The 18,751-nt window shown below is 34.2% G+C and carries 14 protein-coding genes and 1 tRNA gene; 7 read left to right on the top strand and 8 right to left on the bottom strand.

Annotated elements, in window-relative coordinates:
- Positions 1-154: 154 nt before the first annotated feature.
- The 3 genes from CXF67_RS17540 to CXF67_RS17530 are packed head-to-tail and all read left to right on the top strand — an operon-like array spanning position 155 to position 3,638.
- Positions 155-505, top strand: a complete 351-nt coding sequence (locus CXF67_RS17540) for a hypothetical protein (RefSeq protein WP_102089937.1) — start codon at positions 155-157, stop codon at positions 503-505.
- Positions 505-2,829 (top strand): M20/M25/M40 family metallo-hydrolase, encoded by a 2,325-nt coding sequence (locus CXF67_RS17535; RefSeq protein ID WP_102089936.1) that lies wholly within the window; start codon positions 505-507, stop codon positions 2,827-2,829. The genes CXF67_RS17540 and CXF67_RS17535 overlap by 1 nt, the downstream gene beginning before the upstream one ends.
- Entirely contained in the window at positions 2,829-3,638 is an 810-nt protein-coding gene (locus CXF67_RS17530; protein ID WP_102089935.1) for a Rossmann-fold NAD(P)-binding domain-containing protein, read from the top strand. Before CXF67_RS17535 ends, CXF67_RS17530 begins: the two co-directional genes overlap by 1 nt.
- A gap of 6 nt (positions 3,639-3,644) precedes the next feature.
- Here the strand turns inward: CXF67_RS17530 and CXF67_RS17525 are convergent, their stop codons facing one another.
- The 5 genes from CXF67_RS17525 to CXF67_RS17505 form a co-directional block, all read right to left on the bottom strand.
- Positions 3,645-4,961: an HTTM domain-containing protein gene (locus tag CXF67_RS17525; protein ID WP_102089934.1), complete on the bottom strand. Its 1,317-nt coding sequence runs from the start codon at positions 4,959-4,961 to the stop codon at positions 3,645-3,647.
- The gene (locus CXF67_RS17520) at positions 4,954-5,892 is read right to left on the bottom strand and encodes a bifunctional riboflavin kinase/FAD synthetase (RefSeq protein WP_102089933.1); all 939 of its coding nucleotides are present in this window, start codon (positions 5,890-5,892) and stop codon (positions 4,954-4,956) included. The genes CXF67_RS17525 and CXF67_RS17520 overlap by 8 nt, the downstream gene beginning before the upstream one ends.
- 6 nt (positions 5,893-5,898) lie before the next feature.
- Entirely contained in the window at positions 5,899-6,522 is a 624-nt protein-coding gene (gene pth, locus CXF67_RS17515) for an aminoacyl-tRNA hydrolase (protein WP_102089932.1), read from the bottom strand.
- A 71-nt stretch (positions 6,523-6,593) separates the two neighbouring features.
- Positions 6,594-7,214, bottom strand: coding sequence for a 50S ribosomal protein L25/general stress protein Ctc (locus CXF67_RS17510; RefSeq protein ID WP_102089931.1), 621 nt, complete (start codon positions 7,212-7,214; stop codon positions 6,594-6,596).
- Between the two features lie 20 nt (positions 7,215-7,234).
- Complete coding sequence (locus tag CXF67_RS17505; protein ID WP_102089973.1) at positions 7,235-8,176, bottom strand: ribose-phosphate pyrophosphokinase; 942 nt, start codon at positions 8,174-8,176, stop codon at positions 7,235-7,237.
- Between the two features lie 132 nt (positions 8,177-8,308).
- Between CXF67_RS17505 and CXF67_RS17500 the strand changes: the two genes are divergently transcribed.
- Positions 8,309-8,390, top strand: a tRNA-Leu gene (locus CXF67_RS17500).
- A gap of 627 nt (positions 8,391-9,017) precedes the next feature.
- Here the strand turns inward: CXF67_RS17500 and CXF67_RS17495 are convergent.
- On the bottom strand, positions 9,018-10,187 hold the full coding sequence (locus CXF67_RS17495; protein ID WP_102089930.1) for a response regulator: 1,170 nt from the start codon (positions 10,185-10,187) through the stop codon (positions 9,018-9,020).
- A 179-nt stretch (positions 10,188-10,366) separates the two neighbouring features.
- Between CXF67_RS17495 and CXF67_RS17490 the strand changes: the two genes are divergently transcribed.
- The 3 genes from CXF67_RS17490 to CXF67_RS17480 all read left to right on the top strand — a co-directional run bounded on the left by CXF67_RS17490 (position 10,367) and on the right by CXF67_RS17480 (position 16,181).
- On the top strand, positions 10,367-13,456 hold the full coding sequence (locus CXF67_RS17490) for a glycosyltransferase family protein (protein WP_102089929.1): 3,090 nt from the start codon (positions 10,367-10,369) through the stop codon (positions 13,454-13,456).
- 95 nt (positions 13,457-13,551) lie between these two features.
- On the top strand, positions 13,552-14,670 hold the full coding sequence (locus CXF67_RS17485; protein ID WP_180958008.1) for a hypothetical protein: 1,119 nt from the start codon (positions 13,552-13,554) through the stop codon (positions 14,668-14,670).
- Positions 14,667-16,181: a cellulase family glycosylhydrolase gene (locus tag CXF67_RS17480; protein ID WP_102089927.1), complete on the top strand. Its 1,515-nt coding sequence runs from the start codon at positions 14,667-14,669 to the stop codon at positions 16,179-16,181. Before CXF67_RS17485 ends, CXF67_RS17480 begins: the two co-directional genes overlap by 4 nt.
- Here CXF67_RS17480 and CXF67_RS17475 read toward each other — a convergent pair.
- Positions 16,171-17,394, bottom strand: a complete 1,224-nt coding sequence (locus CXF67_RS17475; protein ID WP_102089926.1) for a glycosyltransferase — start codon at positions 17,392-17,394, stop codon at positions 16,171-16,173. The genes CXF67_RS17480 and CXF67_RS17475 overlap by 11 nt on opposite strands.
- A 101-nt stretch (positions 17,395-17,495) precedes the next feature.
- Positions 17,496-18,746 carry an oligosaccharide flippase family protein gene (locus CXF67_RS17470; RefSeq protein WP_102089925.1) on the bottom strand — a complete coding sequence of 417 codons (1,251 nt, stop codon included), beginning with the start codon at positions 18,744-18,746 and terminating at the stop codon, positions 17,496-17,498.
- Positions 18,747-18,751 lie beyond the last annotated feature (5 nt).

Genomic DNA, 18,751 nt, shown 5'->3' with positions numbered 1-18,751 from the left:
AATTATTTTTGATAAAAAGCAGGCAAAAAAGAAACAATTTATGGCGACACTATAGGTTTAATTTGGCATACATCTTTATATAAAGTCTTCCTATCCCTTAATATAACTATTGAGGGATTTTTTTATATTTACTCTACACTTAATCTCTTAAGCTATGGAAAAACCCAAATGCCTCTCCTGTGGAGAACCGCTGTCGGGAAGAATCGACAAAAAGTTCTGTTCCGATTATTGTAGGAGTACCTACAATAATAGATTGAATAGCGAGTCTAGAAAGATAGTAAGGAACGTCAACAATAAGCTTAAGAAAAATTACAGAATTTTACAAAGTATCAATACAGATCAAAAAACCAAGACCACTCGAGACAAACTTTTAGAAAAAGGTTTTAATTTCACCTATTTCACAAATCTCTACACCACAAAATCTGGTCGGGTGTATTACTTTATTTATGACCAAGGTTATTTACCTTTGGAAGATGATTATTATGCTATAGTAAAAAGGGACTAATGAGAAAAAAAGATTATAAAGCTATTATAAGTTTACTAGTGATAATCACTGCCGTTTGGTATGTTTTTTATGATCTTTATCCTTCAGAAATCACCGATTTATCCACTCAATCTAAAGAGTTTTCAACACTCAGGGCCTTCGAGCATGTCAAAAATATTGGTAACGAACCGCACTACATAGGTTCTGATTCTCATAATTCCAAACGAAATTATATAGTAAATGAACTTGAAAAAATGGATCTTCAAGTTCAAACTCAGCAAGGCTTTGTGCTTTCCAAGAAGGGAGTTCTCACAGCTCCAGAAAATATTATTACAAGGCTAGAAGCCACAGATTCTTCGCCAAACTCTAAGGCTTTATTACTTCTTTCTCATTACGATTCTGCCGTTCACTCTTCCCCTGGAGCAAGTGATGCAGCTTCTGGAGTAGCCGCCATTCTAGAAGCAGTAAGAGCTTTTAAAGCGAGCAAGCCTTCTTTTCAAAATGACATTATTATTCTTTTTTCCGATGGTGAAGAAGTAGGTCTTTCTGGGGCAGAATTGTTTGCCAAAGAGCACCCTTGGATCAATGAGGTCGGTTTGGTCCTGAATTTTGAATCTCGCGGAAGCGGGGGTCCAAGTAATATGATTGTGGAGACCAATTATGGGAATTCTAAATTGATAGAGCTTTTTGGAGAATCTCAAGGCCACCATCCGCTCGCCAACTCTCTTATGTATAGCGTGTATAAACTTCTACCCAACGATACAGACTCTACAGTATTTAGAGAAATTGCAGACGTCCCCAGCTTTTTCTATGCCTTCATAGACGATCATTTCGATTATCATACCGCCTTGGATACACCAAGTCGGCTGGATAAAGGTTCTTTAGCTCATCAAGGGGATTACCTGATGTCTTCACTAGAAGGCTTTTCCAATACAGATCTTTCAAACTTAACCTCTCAGCAGGATCAAGTCTATTTTACAGTAACAGGGTTGGGACTTTTCCATTATCCATTTTCAGGGGTGTGGTTCATCTATGCTGTTGCTTTTGCGATCTTCATTTTTATCTTAATTTATGGACTAAAAACTAAGTCTCTGACCAGAAAAGAAATTTTTTTAGGGTTTGTCCCTTGGTTGCTTAGTTTACTTTTATCTGGACTCCTTATCTACTTTGCTTGGCCATTATTACTTCAGATTTATCCAGAGTATTCCTCTATTTTGCAAGGATTCCCCTATAATGGGCATGATTATATCGTTGTTTTTGTTGCCTTTACTTTGTTTTTGGTATTTAGCATTTATCAGTTTTTCGACCATAGGTTAAACCCGAAAAATGCTATGATTGCTCCTCTTATAACGTGGTTTATAGTTTTGTTTTTATTGAATATCTTTCTTAAAGGAGCAGCCTTTTTTATTATCCCTTTATTTTTTACGCTTTTTGCTTTCTTCTTAATGGTGAGGTTTCAAGTGCCGTCTTATCTTTTTCTTCTGATTTTAATACTACCTTCTTTAAGCATTATAGCTCCTTTTATTCAATTTTTCCCTGTGGGATTAGGTCTTAAAACGGGGGTGGTGAGTGCTGTTTTCACCGTTCTGTTATTTGGTAACTTATTGCCCATTTTCGGCTATTTCTCTATTAAAAAAGGGGTTGCCACTCTAGCACTGCTGGTGGCGATAGGCTTTTTTATAAAAGCGCATCTTTCGTCTGGTTTTGATGTAACTCAGCCTCGTCCTAATAGCTTAGTCTATGCTTTAGACTCTAGCACCGATACAGCTCATTGGTTCACTTACGACGATGAGCTAGACTCGTGGACTTCCCCCTATTTTAAGGAAGCCAAGGACTTAACCGCTTCACTAGATTACCAAAGTAAATACAGCTCGGCCTATACCAAATCGTCAATAGCAGACTTGAAAGCCATCCCGAGTTCTCAAATTCAAGTAGACACCTTAGAACCTTCAAGTTTTAGGTTTAAAAAATTCAGAATTCAATTAGACTATCAACGAAATATAAATAGAATTGTAGTGTCTGAAGCTACAAAAGCCAATTTTGAATCCTTTACGGTTAACGGAGTTACCGCCGATTTTTACGACGCTAATGATGAAGGAAGTTCTCATATACACACCAATCGGTTTCAGAAAAATATCATTGACTATTATGTGGTGAACCAAGTTCCATTGTCATTTGAATTTGAAGTGGACAAGACACAACCTGTTGAGTTTACCTTTAAAGAAATCAGCTTTGATTTGTTGAGTCATCCTTTATTTTCAGTAAAAGAGCGCCCCGAAGACAAAATACCCAAGCCATTTATTGTGAACGATGCTATTATAACCCATCAAAGTTTAAATTTATAATGTCCACTCAGATTTCTATTTTAGGATGTGGTTGGTTAGGAATTCCTTTAGCTAAGGCCTTGCTCCAAAAAGGCTATAAAATCAAAGGGTCTACGACTTCTAGCGAGAAACTAGAAGTCCTTAAGTCAGAAGGCATCCAGCCTTTTAAAATTGAATTGAAGGAGAGGGAAGTCATCGGTGATATCGCTAGCTTTCTTGAAGGTTCTGAAATTTTGATCATCGATATCCCACCAGGCTTAAGACGATATCCCACTTCCGATTATATTGCTAAGGTCAAGCCTTTGTTACAGGCTATTTCAGTTTCACCACTTTCAAAAGTTTTATACATCAGCTCTACTGGTGTTTTTGAAGATCATGAATCCATTCCTGGCTATACTGAGTACTATCTATTTAGCACTACAGAAATTAAGGCAAATTCACTTATAGAGGCGGAACAGCTTGTCCTGAATTTAAGCACGGCCAAAGCTAGTGTGTTAAGATTTGGAGGTTTAGTAGGAGAAGGCAGGCATCCTATTCAATTTCTTGCAGGAAGAAAAGGCCTACAAAATCCAGAGGCTCCCGTGAATTTGATTCATTTATCCAACTGTATTCGATTGATTTTAGAAGTGATAAGTCAAGATGAATTTGGGCATATTTATCATGGTGTAGAAACCAATCAATTTTCTAAGCAAGCTTATTATATTAAAAAAGCTAAAGACTATAATCTCGTTCCTCCAGAATTTGATCATTCACAAACCACTAAGGGCAAAACAATACGTATGGATTTGACGTCAAAAGCCCTAGGCATCAAATTAGAGAATAAGGCTTAAATTGGTCTAAGGCATCGATTCAGGATGAGGTAAAATCCAATCGTTATGATAAAAATAATTCCAAGTGATTTTGGTTAAATCAAGTTTTGGATCTATAAGAAATTCAGGTGGTCTACCATTAACACCTACTTTTATACGAGCGTATATTTCGATAGGAATTTCTTTTGCCGCATAATCTTCTTTGAGGTGTTGGGTAAATTGCCAAATCCCATCAGGTTTAATAAGTTGTCGTCTTTGCTTTTGAGTTAAATACTTCTCAAGCTTGACGTAATTGGTTTCGCCTGTAGTGAGGTTTTTTACTCTAAAGCTGGCATAACCTGTTTTTGACCTTAACATCATTCTCCAGCTCACTCTATGGCCTTCTTCGGTCCAAAGAACCTCTCCTTTTATAAAATGATGTCGTAGTGGCAAGATCAGCTGGAGTATAAACCACACTGCAAAAAAAGTTTTGATTAATGGAGCTGATTTAGGGGGGGTGTAGGCTTCGTCACTATAAAACGGCTTGGATTTTAAAAACGTCTGTTGGATATATTGCTTTGGGAAAAAGAATACTGTAAATGCCAGCGACATGTAGGGAAAAATTCCAATCTGAAACACGATGCTGTTGAAGAGATGAAAGAATACACTGATCCAGAAGACAGTTACCCGAGTTCTCTTCCATAAGAGTAGAGGAACGACGAGTAAATCGAATAAAACGCCAAAATAAGTGATGCCCACATGAACCCATTGGTGTTGGAGGAGGTCTCCAATAAGCCAATAATGTGCTCTACCTTTCATTAATAGTTCTGGAAAGGTTCCATCCATCCAATCTGGATAAAATTTTGCCAAACTTGCATAGGTATACACAATCCAGATTTGAGCTATTATAAATAGGACGACCCAATTGGGCATTTTTATAGATCTTAGAGTCGGATTTTTTTTAGCGTCATAAGAAAAGTAAGTATGTGCAGGTACAATACACATAAAAATAAGGAGGAGGATAAGAAGGTAATAGTGATTATTGTATGAGGTTTTTTGCATTAAGTATACGCCTGTCCACATTACGGTATAGGCAATTATGCTCAATCTATATTTGACTCCAAGCATGATTAAGATGCCAAAGGACCCCATGAGTCCAAAGTAAATATACATCCCAGGCTCTGGAATAGGCTGCAAAAAATCGAATCCTATAAAGTTGAAGGTAAACTTAGGTTCGACTAGAGTTCTGCGTACCCAACCTGTAGCAATAGCTCCCCAAGCCTCTAAGGCAATAAGCAAACCAAAAATAATTCTAAACACGATGAGTGGAGAATTATCAACTTGCTTAAACAGGATTTTATTCATTAGTGAAGACCTTTATATAGTTTTTTGCAAAGACTTCATCGGCTTTCATAGCTGAAATCAAGGCGTCTAAGCCATCGAATTTAACCTCACTTCGTATGCGTTTCAGCAATTGGATATGAAGGTGTTGCCCATATAAGTCCTTGTCCAAGTTAAAGAAAAAGGTTTCTATACTGCGGTCTTTTCCACCAACGGTGGGATTGGTCCCTATATTCATCATACCAAATTGCTTATCGCCGTTTATGACAGATGCAGCCACATAAACCCCTTGTTTGGGGACGAGTTTATAAGACTCTTTTATGTCCATATTAGCGGTTGGATATCCCATATTTTTTCCAAGTCCTTTACCTCTTACGATTTCTCCAGAGAGGAAAAAGGGAAGGGACAGATATGTATTGGCACTTTCAAGATCACCATCTTCCAAGGATCGGCGAATTTTGGTAGAGCTCACGGCTACATCTTCGATATCTTGTTTTGAGATTTCAAGAACTTCAAAATCAAACTCTTTACCAAATTCCTTAAGATCTTCGATATTTGCGGTTCTATTTCTTCCAAAGTGATGATCGTAGCCTATCACTATTTTTTTAGCATTTAAGGATTTTACTAAGATCTCTTCGACATATTCTCTGGCAGAAAGTCTTGAAAAATCTATAGTAAAGGGGTGTACGATGAGATGTTCTAAGCCAGTTTCCTCCAAGATCAATTTTCTTTCCTCAATGGTATTGATCAATTTTAGGTCTTCGCTTTGTTGCAAGACCATTCTAGGATGAGGGTAGAAGGTAAGTAGGGCAGTTTGTAAGTGACCGTTTTCTGCAGAATCAATAAGGCGTTTTATGATCTTTCTGTGGCCTATATGAACCCCATCAAAGGTTCCAATGGTGACTACCGTTTGAATATTAGAATCAAATTCTGAAACATTATTGTAAATTTTCACGCGTATCTATTTTCCATTAAAGGTGTTCATAGTATTATGGATTCCTGCGGTTCCAAAAGATAAAATCAACTCTGCAGAGGCATCCAAGCGTCCTTTGAGTTGGGTTTTTTCCTCCTCATCCCAATTGCTTAGTACATAATCAATTTGTTTTCCTTTGGAAAACTCATCACTTATTCCAAATCGGAATCGCGGGTATTGAGTAGTTTGGAGTATGCTTTGGATATGTTTAAGACCATTATGTCCACCGTCGCTTCCTTTTGCCTTGAGGCGAAAAATCCCAAAGTTGAGGTTAAGGTCATCGGTGATTACTATAAGGTTGTCTATGGCGATGTTTTCTTTTTCGAGCCAATACCTTACAGCTTTACCACTCAAGTTCATAAATGTACTGGGTTTTATGAGAATAAACTTACGCCCTTTAAAAGAGACTTCAGCTTTATCTCCATACCTATCTGGTTCAAAACTCACTTCTTTTTTTTCTGCCAAGGTATCCAGAATTTTAAATCCGATGTTATGTCGGGTATTTTCATATTTTGGACCGGGATTACCCAGACCAACAATCAAAAATTTCTTCATAGGGTTTTCCTCTTCTTTTTTATCCTTGGTTAAAAGTCTGGCAAAAAAAGCTCTCATTCGATTTATGGTAAAAATAAAAAAGCATCCTGAAAAAACAGGATGCTTTTTATAAAATATAAGCTTAAGATTTATTCTTTGCTAGCTTCAGCAGCATTTCCTTCTCCTTCTTCGCTTTCTTCGTCTTCATCAACGTCGATAAGCGAAACATTTCTAGATGTTCTCACTTGACAAATTACTGTATTGTCTGGGTGCATGATTTTGTAATCTTCTTTTGCTACCGCTGTGACATACATTTTTTGTCCGATTTTAAGCGGAGTTACATCTGCTAAGATAAAATCTGGGAGGTTTTTTGCAAGACCTCTTACCATCATACGTCTTAAGTTAAATCTTAAAACACCACCATTTTTCACTCCCTTAGGACTTCCTTCAGAATGAACTGGAATTTCCATAGTGATTTCCTGTCCTTCACTGAACTCGTAGAAATCAATGTGCAGAATATCATCTGTCACAGGGTGGAATTGAATATCTTGAAGTACAGCGGTAGTCTTGTTACCATCTATATCTACAATTACTGTGTGCACATCGGGTGTGTAAATCAACTTATTGAACGACACTTCTGACGCAGCAAAATGCACGATATTATCCCCCCCGTAAATAACGCAAGGGACCTCTCCAGCATTACGTAAGGCTTTCGTAGCTTTTTTGCCTACGCTTTCTCTTTTAGATCCATTGATCGTAATCGATTTCATAAAAATTAAATTAAATTAAACTACATTAAAAACTTACCGCTGATGGATTTGTTATAATGGACGGCTTTCATCACATCTGCAAACAAATCTGCACAGCTAAGTACTTTTATTTTTGGACTGTTTTTTCTTAACGGAATACTATCCGTGACAATCAATTCTTCTAATTTGGATTCTTCTAGTTTTTCATAAGCATTTCCAGATAATACAGGGTGTGAGCATACTGCTCTTACACTTTTTGCACCTCGTTCTATCATCAAATTGGCAGCATGGGTCAAAGTTCCTGCAGTATCCACCATATCATCGACTAAGACTACATTTTTACCAGTGACGTCACCAATCAATTCCATATGGGAAATCTTATTGGCTTTTGCCCGCTGTTTGTAACAGATAACGACATCACTTTCTAAAAACTTGGAATAGGCATAAGCTCTTTTGGATCCTCCCATATCGGGGGAAGCTATTGTAAGATCACTTAAGTTGAGGCTTCTGAGATAGGGTAAAAAGACAGTAGAGGCATAGAGATGATCTACAGGTCTTTCAAAAAAGCCTTGGATCTGGTCTGCGTGGAGATCCATAGTTATAATACGGGTTGCTCCAGCAGTTTCTAGCATTTTAGCCACCATTTTGGCAGCAATAGGAACTCTTGGCTTATCTTTTCTGTCTTGTCGAGCCCAACCAAAATAGGGTAGGACAGCCGTAATGTGTCTTGCCGAAGAGCGCTTCGCTGCATCCAACATCAGGAGCATCTCCATCAAGTTGTCCGCGTTAGGATTGGTAGAGCCAATAATAAATACTCTGGAGCCTCTTATGCTTTCTTCAAAAGAAGGTTGAAACTCTCCATCGCTAAAATGCATTGTATTGATGTTCCCTAATGGAATACCATAGGATTCTGCAATGGATTTTGCTAGAGTTTTGCTTTGTGAACAAGCGAAAATTTTTGCTACTTTTTCTAAGTCTGCCATAACTAATTGACCTTTTGGAGGATATCTGATTTTATGGATTGCAAATTTAAATAAATAATTGAAGTTGGGGATAAATAACAGCACTATTTTCGATGAGAAAAGAAATAATTTCATATTTTCGCATTTCCTAATGCCTAGGTGGCGGAATTGGTAGACGCGCTGGATTCAAAACCCAGTATTTTACGATGTGCGGGTTCGATTCCCGCCCTAGGTACAACAAAAACCCTCTTTTTAAGAGGGTTTTTTTGATTATAATGACCTGTCCTGAAATAAGGCTTCATAATTTTAAACATTATGTACATAAAGAATTTAGCAACTAGGGGTTAACGCGAATCTTTCAAATTAAAAATTTCGGCTAAACCCAGTATAGGAAAATACGCTATAATTGAATTTGGAAATACTATAACATTGCTCCAATAACCATTGATAAGTGGATTATAAAGCACGAAGGTGATGACCTAATTAATACAAGAGTTAGGGCAGAATTCAAAGACGAAACAACACATATTAAATCCCTTCAAAAAGAGATTGGACACCCTAAAAGCCAGTAAAAACAGAAGGATGTAAAAAAGTAAGTAAGCGATTCTCATTTTAAAGTCGCCGTCGGAACTAGACGGCGAGAACATTTTAGAACTTAAAAAAGTGGCAACAAAGATCTTCAAAAATTATTTGATACCCTTTGCGGTTAATAGTCTCGGGATTAATATTTTTGCAATCATATCAATCCCAATATTAAGTTTGAATTTTTATCTGTTTACTGAATAACTATTTATTGATGTCATTTTCTTTATTGTGCACTATGATAATAATGTCAATCCCTAATTTTATGAGTGTACAAAATTTAATTCGCTTGCTGTAATTGATTTAAGGGTTGTTTCGATCTATATACCCAGGCTATTTGTGCTAGTTTACCAACAATATTTACTGAATCTTTTATAGATAATTTTGAACCATCCGCATGGATCCATCTTTTTAAGGGTTGTTCACATAGCATCGTTTTTGCTTCCTTTAATCCATAATAGAGACTCATCCTCTTATAAATTTCAACATCAAAAATCCATTTTGTCACAAACTTTTTCTGGAAAGCAATCTTTATGACATCCTTATGAAAGATTTTCGCACCACATTGTGTGTCCTTAAAATTCATCGATAAGATTTTTCTAATGAAAAAATTGATGGTCATACTTATTATTTTTCTTGCAGATTCTTGAGTAATATTTGCGCCCATTCTTGCAATTCTAGAACCACTTACTATTTTAAATTTTGAATGCTCTATTGTTTTTACCAAATCATCAAAATCAGCTAAATCTGTAGATAAATCAGCATCTAAAAAACCGATATAGTCTAAATCTTCTTTAGTAGCCATATGAAGCATTCCTAAACGTACAGCTTCAGCTTTCCCTCCATTTTTTTTGCAGTTATAAACGGTAATAAAATTTTCTCTTCCTTTTTGTAATTCTGTAAGAATTTCTAATGTTTTGTCGGTGCTTCCATCATTGACAAAACATAAATGATATCCAGAGTTTTTATTTATATAGTCTGTAAATTCTGTACTTAATAAACGTTCTTCTTCGTTATAGCAGGGAATGACCACTCCTACACAACGCTCCTGAATTATAACATCACTTTTTGAAACTGTATTTTTAACCTCAGGAGCGCCTATTAATCTTTTTACACGTGCACAGATTTCATTTAAGCTTAAAGGCTTTTTCATATAGTCATTAATTCCTAATTCAAAACCTTCTGTGATGGTTTCATCTTGTGTGTCACCAGATAAAACCATTATTGGTATTTGAGAGTTTTCTGTCCTTCTTATGTGTTTTATAACTTCTAAACCTGAAACTTTTGGCATATTTATGTCAACAATCACTAAATCTGGATTGAAAGAATTATAATATCCAATTGCTTTAAAAGCATCTGTTTCTATTATTACTTCGTAGCCTAAATCTTCCAAGCCTTTTTGTAAAGGAAGTAAAACTAATTGTTGATCATCTATTGCTAAAACTTTCATGGTAAAGCTGTTTTTTTTGTTTCACATAGTTTAAAAGTAGGTTGTAAGCTTCTTCTAAAATCCTTATTTAGTTTAACCTATCATGAAGTATAGACGAAGAGTAGTTTTCTATAGATAGTTAAAATCGAATCGCTATTAAAATTATGTATATTTAGGTTACTTCCATTATGAAGGAATAAATGAAAGAAGCATCAAATAAATATTTAATTGTAGCGATCCTTTTAGGATTAGCTTTTCATGGTACTTCTATGTTTTTGACTTTAGAAACCACGTATGATGCGTTGATACATGTTTTTTTTGCTGATCATTACGTGAACAGTTGGTTTGAACCATGGAATTACAAATGGTATACGGGGTTTACCGTAATGAGTTACCCGCCATTAGTACATCAATCTATTGGTTTATTATCTCTGATTGGGGGTTTAAAATTTGGCTTATTTACTGTTGCACTTTTATCGATATTACTTTTTATAACAGGTATTTATCGTTTCTCTTTATTAATTACAGCAAACAGAATGGTTGCAGGTTATGCTTCTATATTGGCTGTATTTTCATCTTCTTTTGTGGAGACACTTCACATATTTGGTCAACTCCCAAGTATTATAGGGATTTCACTTTTACTGCATGCCTTACCTGAAATCTATTTATGGCTAAAAACGGGAAAACTCTGGTATTTAGCAACTTCGTTATCTTTAGTTGCCGTTACGGTTACTTCTCATCATGTTACACCAATATTTGGGATGGTGTTTTTTATCTTTCCGCTAATAGGAATGGTCATTATTGATGTTTCTAGAGAGGAAGTAAAATCGATGAAAGAGGTTACTTTTAAAGTTTTTTTAAATAATTTCTTTAAACTTTTTAAAAGAATCATTACCTTAGGAATAGCCTCTTTGGTTATTATTATTGGGTGCATTCTGCCCTATTGGATTAATTCTAAAAATAATCCAATAACACAAGTTCCAATTCCGCACGGGTCGCGGGATAATTTTTTAGAGATTACATCTTCGGGACTCGTATTCTTTTTAATTCCTTGGGGTATTTTACTCATTTTATTGCCTTATATTTTTTATAGATTTTATAGTAAACGCTACCTGTTTTTTGGTTTATCTATAGCTATACTAACTATTTTAGGAACAGGAGGAACAACACCTATCCCAAGACTGATTTTAGGTGAAACAGCATTTAATATTCTTACTTTAGATAGATTTACATTCTGGGCTTCTATTATGTCTTTACCACTATTAGGTGAATTTGCATACCGTTTTATAGAAGGGGATCTGAAGGTGCTTATTCAATCTAAATTTGGGGCTATTTACCATCGGATTATTGGAGGCATACTTGCAGGGTTATTTATATTTATGACTATTTTCACCATGAGTCTTGGGTATTTTAGGCCACTACAACCGCAGAAAATAAAGATGCTGCCTATTGTTAATTTTCTAAATCAGGATGATCATAATAAATGGCGCTTCTTAACTTTAGGTTTTGGGGATCAAATGGCTTGGTTAAGTGCGCAAACGAATGCAATGACTGTAGATGGAAATTACCATTCTGCAAGACGATTGCCGGAATTAACAACTAGGCCTATTGAACGCTTAGAGAATTCGAAGTTTAAAGGTGTTGCAGGGATTGGTTCATTACAGCAATTTCTAACAACGCCAGAAAAATACAATCTCAAGTATATTTTTTCAAACGATAAATTTTACGATCCTATTCTTTATTTTTCTGGTTGGCAAAGATTACGGCAATTACAAAATGGAATTATGGTTTGGGAACGTCTAAATGTAGCGCCAGTTTCCTCAATTTTATATAAGGAGGATGTCGTTAAATGGCAAAAAATTATTTGGGGAATTTTGCCTTTTTCAGTGGTTTTAATAGCATTCATTTTAAACATTCAAATGCCTTTGATTAATGCATTAAAGACACGGCCAAAAAAAATTATTGCGTTTTTAAACCATTCGAATAGCTACTCTAAGTTTCCAAATTCTATTCTTAGGATTACACATTATTGGTCAATTTTTTTAGCGGTGATTGTTTTTTATAGTGTCTATCAATTCTATTTAAAAAATGATTCGCAACGTAGTCCAGAAAATGTAATACTTGCATATTACGATGCTTTAGACTTTAAAGAATTTGAAAAAGCATATGGTTTAATCGATCCTCAAAGTAATATTACAATTGCTCAATATATGCTTGAAAATGCAGTCAATGATGGCTTATTGAGTAGTTATGCAAAACTTGACGCCATTGAAACAGTTATCACAAACAGAAATGACAGTTTAGCAACTGCAAGAGTAACAACAGATTGGATAACTCCTCTTGAGAAAATTAATCGTGTTGATTATAAATCATTATCAAAACACAATAATAAATGGCATATATTACCTGTTAGTTTGGATACAGATTTACCTCCAGACCAGTTTTATTCAAGCAATACTACTAGTTTTTTTAATCAAGGAAGAAGAAGAGTAACAACTGAGCAAACCCATCATGAAGATGTATTAAAACAGCCAGTTCTAGAAGTGCTTTCAGCCAAACTTGTAAAGTATAATGATCATTATGCAATAATCGGCGAAATTCAAAATATAGATAATGTCCCTGCAGATGTTGTACTAAAGGGCACTTTATATAATGATCATGATAAATCGCTAGCTGTTTACAATGCTAAATATCATGTAAAGCACAAATTGTTACCAAAAGAATCAAGTTCTTTTAGAATTAATTTTGAGGGTATCGCATGGTCAAAAACGGAGGACTCTATTCCAGATACATTTAATCCAGATGAATTTACACCTGTAGATTTGGATGAGCAACCCACAAAATTTAATTTGCAAGCAGCTGGAAATGTGTCAGGATCTGATCTCTATAAAAATATAGCGATGAGTGAAGTAACTATTAATGGTAAAATTATTAATGGAAATCTATTTAATAGTGGAACCCAAGAAGTTACAGTTCCACAGCTTTTAATCACATATTATGACGAAAGCAAAACAATGCTTTGGGTAGATCATTTATTTATAAAAGAAGGGATAAGACAACAACGTAAAAAAGGTTTTGAATATCAAATTTTAAAAGAGGGTAGCGTAAAAATCATCAATGATGGAATGGCGAATGTTTTTGTAAATGGTCTACCTAACGAATCTATTTCAAATAAAATCATACCAAATAGAATTGAAAATCATACCAATGCCGAATTACAAAAAATTGAGCATCCAGATTTTAGTTACATAAAAATAGAAACAAACTCATATATAGGTAATCCAAATTAATGCGAAATAAATATATATATCTCTCTCTTTTAGCGCTGATTTTATCATCCTCATTTACGCTGCTACAAAATAGTAAAGTCACCCAAAATTTTACTTTGGAAACAATTCAAACAGAATTTGAAGCCGGAAGTCCTATGGCATTAAAATTCTCAACGTCAAGAGAAACAGCGCCTCTTTTATATTGTTCAAGCAGCTATGGTTCTACTTTGATAGTTCCAACTTATAAAAGCAAATTCCTGATATATGATATGCCTTTAAATATAAGCAGTAAAATTGGATTCGTAAATTGGAAACTAATTTATAAAGATTCATCAGTGTCTGGTAAATTCCAGATACATCCCAAAAAAGAAGTTTCATCGATGGAAACATATATTGGTCCACCAAGTATCGAAGCTGGAGGAACGGACTATACAATGTTAGTTGTTATCCCAACAGATTCCTTAGACAATCCCTTTCCTGAGAACACACTTGTTCTAGCAAAGCATCAGTTTTTAAATTCAGAAAAAAATGAAGAGATATTCACTAAAGATTTAATCTCTTATAAGACCATTTATTCTCAAAAAGAAAGCGGTCGTTTATTGGTATCTTCTGAAGCATTGGGCATTAATTCTAAAGAATTTTCAGTTGCTGTTTTTCCAGCAATTCCAATCGATTTTAAAATTTCTGCTACACGTCCTCATGATTATGCAGATGGCAATCAGCTAACAACATTTTCTACTTCTATTCTAGTTGATCAACACAACAATATTGTTAGTGATGCCACCTATGTCACTTTTTTTATCACCAATGAAAAAGGGAATATTTTAAAAACTTCTGGGGCTACTATTAATGGAGTTGCTACTTCTAAAATGATTCATCCCGATTATGAAACGGAGTGGAGTGTTAAAGCATATGTTGATGGAATCGCTGAAAGTGAATTAATCATTTTAAGGTACAAGCAGGTTATTAAAGACTTTGAGGTTGTGTTTTCAGAAAACAAGAGAGAAATAACTGTTGGCCCTCTTCAAAGCTTTATGAAGCAAATAATTCCAGACGGATTTCAAGTCAAACTTTTAATTTATAAAAACAATACACTTTTTAACACCGAAACTAAAACTTCGTTTGAAGGATTGGTGAATTTTAATTTAAAACCAGATATCTATAAAAATGACAGCTATACTATAGTCATTAAAACGGCAGGTTTAGAAAAAACATTTAATTCTAAAATACTATGATAAACCTAAATAAAAATATAATACGCAGCATTTTAATTCCTTCATACGTTCTAATTATAGTAATTATTATCTCGGGTATTAGTTCATTATTTGCCTATTTAAATACTGGAGCAGATAGAAGCAGCATGCTACATACTAAATTAGAAAAGATAGAGCAATATATTCCTGAAGTTACTTGGTCGCCGTTAAATAATGAAGGCAGACCGATGGATGAAGAGGTTTTAAAAAAAATAGAAAACGATTATTTAGATGCCTGGTATGTAAAACTCGTGGCTTATAAAACAAACACAACCTTTGGCATTAAAGACTATTATACAGATAATGCTCGTGAAAATATTTTCGCTTTTATAGAATTAAATGTTAAGGAAAAGGTTACGGTTGAGTCTACAACTTTAAATCACAATCCAACACTGGAATTCTTTAGTGAAGATGGCCAATTAGCAGTTTTTACAGATAAAGATGTGATAGAATATAAACGCGTTTTTAAAGATGAAAAACTGATATTAGAAACCACAGAAAAATCTACCTATAAAATTATAGTTTTATTAGAAGATGGGTTTTGGAGAATTAGACATTTCGTTAAGGAAAGAAGTGAACGTTTTAAAACTGAACCTGATCTAATAGCAGCAGAATACCTGAACATTAAAGGAATTAACTACTATCCTCAAGCAACCCCTTGGGATATGTTTGGAGATGCTTTTTTAATAAACACTATTTCTAACGATTTTAAAATCATAAAAGATAGCGGTTTAAATTCTATTCGTGTTTTTGTACAATACGATGATTTTGGTAAGGCTGATGTTGACAAAGAAAAACTAGAAAAATTAAGGCTAACATTAGATGCTGCAGAAGAAAATGGTTTAAAAGTTGTTATAACTCTTTTTGATTTTTATGGTGATTATTCGGTTTTGAACTGGACATTGAATAGGCGTCATGCCAAAACGATTATATCTGGATTAAAAGATCATAATGCAATTGTTGCTTGGGATATTAAAAATGAGCCAAACTTAGATTTTGATTCAAGAGGAAAAGTCAATGTTACTTCATGGCTTGATAATATGATTGATTTAGTTAAATCCATAGACCCAAATCATCCTGTAACTATCGGTTGGTCTAATGTGCAAAGTGCCTCTATTTTAAAAGATAAAGTAGATATTGTATCGTTTCATTATTATGAAGATATAAAAACCTTAGACTTAGCAATTGAAAATCTTAAAAAAGAAGTAGGTGAAAAACCTATCGTACTTCAAGAATTTGGTATGTCTTCCTATGCTGGTATTTGGAAACCTTTTGGCAGTTCTGAAGAAGATCAAGCAAACTATCATAAAAAAGCCCAAGACATAATTGCAGCATATAACTTACAATTTATGTCTTGGACTTTATATGATTTTGAAGCAGTACCCAAGGAGGTTGTAGGGAGCCTTCCTTGGCGTAAAAATGTTCAAAAACGATTTGGATTTATAGATATTAATGGAACAAAAAAGTCAGCTTTTAAATTCATTAGTCAATAGGAACAGATTCGGGTACCATTGATTTCTTAGGCATATTTTTGCAACTAATTTGATAAAATTTATCCATGTACATGTCGGTTATTTTTTCCATTGGATAAGCCGTTGCAGCTTTATAATTTGCTTTAGCAATAGTTAGTCTATGTTCATTATTTGTTATTAAAACTTCAATCGCTAATGCTAAACTTTTAATATTATTAGGTTCGAAAAATTCACCTTTGTACCCTTCGTGCTTAACTAATAAGGCTAAATCACCTAGATCTGGCATTACAATTGCCTTACCATAACTACCAGCTTGATGTAGGACACCAGAACTTCCGGTTGTAGATGTGTATGGAAATACGACAATAGCACTTTCTTTGAATAGCGTAGAGACATCATGCTCTTCAACATAGCCAGTAAATCTTAATTGTGGTATATGTTTATACTCTTCTTGAATTCTCGCTAAATAACCTGACACATTCGGATTGTCTGTTCCTGCTATAACAATTTCTAAATCTAAGCCTGTTGTTTTTCTGACCTTTTCAACGGCTTCAATTAGAGATTCCACCTTTTTATAAGTGCCAAATTTTCCAAAAGTCATAATTTGTAAAGGTCTATTTGTAATTGAAAAATCTGGTTTCTCTTTTGAAACCTCAAATGATCCATGTGGAATAAAAGAAACATTTTTAGCGTTGTATTTTTTCTCTAAAACATCAACATATTTTTGCATCGTTACGACAACTGAATCTGATTGTAATATTAACCTTGTTAAGGTAGTTCCTATGAATTCATATACTTTTTGCAATAATTTATTAGACGTGAAACCAGCTAACTTCAAATCAACCTCTTCTAAGATATTATGCAATAATACGATGTTTGGAATACGTTTTAATTTACAGACGATAGGCAACAGTAAACCCAAAGCAGCAGGGATTTTCTTATCGCCAAACTTCATAAACTGTAAGTTGAATAATACGGCATCTGGCAGCTCGGATTCAATAGCTTTTGTTATATTGATTATGTTTAAATAGCCGTTAAATTCCCAACACTCCATAACTGTTATTTTACAACCTTCTTCGATAAAAGAAATGTCTTTTTCACCCTTGGTTTTATCAGTTAATAATATTATTTCTGTAACACTCTCTTTCTGTCTAAAGTGCTTTACCAAGTGATATGCATATTCATTTAAGGTGACCTTGCTTGGTGGGTATGCTGTTACAATTGCTAATTTCATAAGGCTCGTTTTTATTATATTTTAAATTTGCATCATAAAGCTTACAAAAATTGAGAAGATTAGATGGGATACTCTTTGCCGTAGATGAATGGAGTAGAATTTTAGATTTGTCTTTTTGTTTTAGAATCTAAAACGAAATAAACAATTTGGAAAACGAGTAAGCATATCATTGCTATAATTTGCATATGGACCACTTGTTCTAAACTTTCATGAAAGAAAATGACAAGTCCCATTTGGAGCATTCCAAAAAATCCAGAAAAGACTACAGGTATAAATCTATCTAATGATAAATAGTAATATGCAAATAGGTTTGAGACAGCAAATAATCCAGTTGCTAGAGCATATTTCCATAGCAAGGGAGCCATTGCTATATAGCTTTTCCCGAACAATAGGGTGATTGCGGTCTCAGGGAATACTGAACTGCATAAAACAATAACGGAAGCTATAGCAGCTATGTAACTTACATATTTAAATAAAATTGGAGCAGTAGGCTTTCCTTCTTTTTTAAGTTGAACAACAGTTGGCAATAATAGCATAACAAACATCCAGGCAATAAAATATACAATACGACCAATCAGAGCTAATGAGGCGTACAATCCTGCTTCGTAAGATTCAAAATAATGTTTTACTAAAAGGATATCACTATTATTAATTATAATTTGAGTGAATTCATAAAATGCTGTGATTATAAAAAAGTTTCTAACTAATTTTGATTGACTAGCATTCATAACACTAGAAGATTTAAAATTTAGATTTTCAAACTTAAAGGGGATTAAACCAAAACCAAAAGAAATTAAAATTCCAAAAGCGATGACTAGTGATGATTGTATATTAAATAAGAATAACAAGCCAAGTGTGATTAGTAACCTACTTAACATTTCAGTCTGGTAGGTAATGGAAAGGAGTTTAAATGCCTTTTTTCCTTGAAACACACCTCTATTTACACTCATTAAAAAATAGAGTGGCACCCCTATCCCAAAAAGAACAAACATGCTTGATGATGCAGTATTAAATATGTCCTGTAATTCTTTTGAGAAGATAATAAGTATAGCTCCAAGACTAATTCCTACTATAATGGCATTTTTATATACTTTTGAAATAAAACTTGCAAACAAATTGTTTTCAAAAACAACCGAAAATTTAGCAGTCACTAATTGAAAACTCATCGCTACAAAAGATAATATCAATAAAAATGTAATTAATACTGCAGCATCTGCAAACTGCTCTGGACCTAATAAACGTCCAAGGATAATATTATATAAATAATTCCCTCCATTCACAACCAAAACACTGAACATAAATAACTGCTCTTGAGAAATGCGATTTCTTTTTAAAACTGAAACTAAATACATCTTTA

Origin of the sequence: Psychroflexus sp. MES1-P1E (genome assembly GCF_002836055.1) — a bacterium.
Taxonomy (GTDB): Bacteria; Bacteroidota; Bacteroidia; order Flavobacteriales; family Flavobacteriaceae; genus Psychroflexus.
The sequence above is the reverse complement of the archived record's forward strand: the minus strand, read 5'-3'. Positions and strand labels throughout refer to the sequence as shown.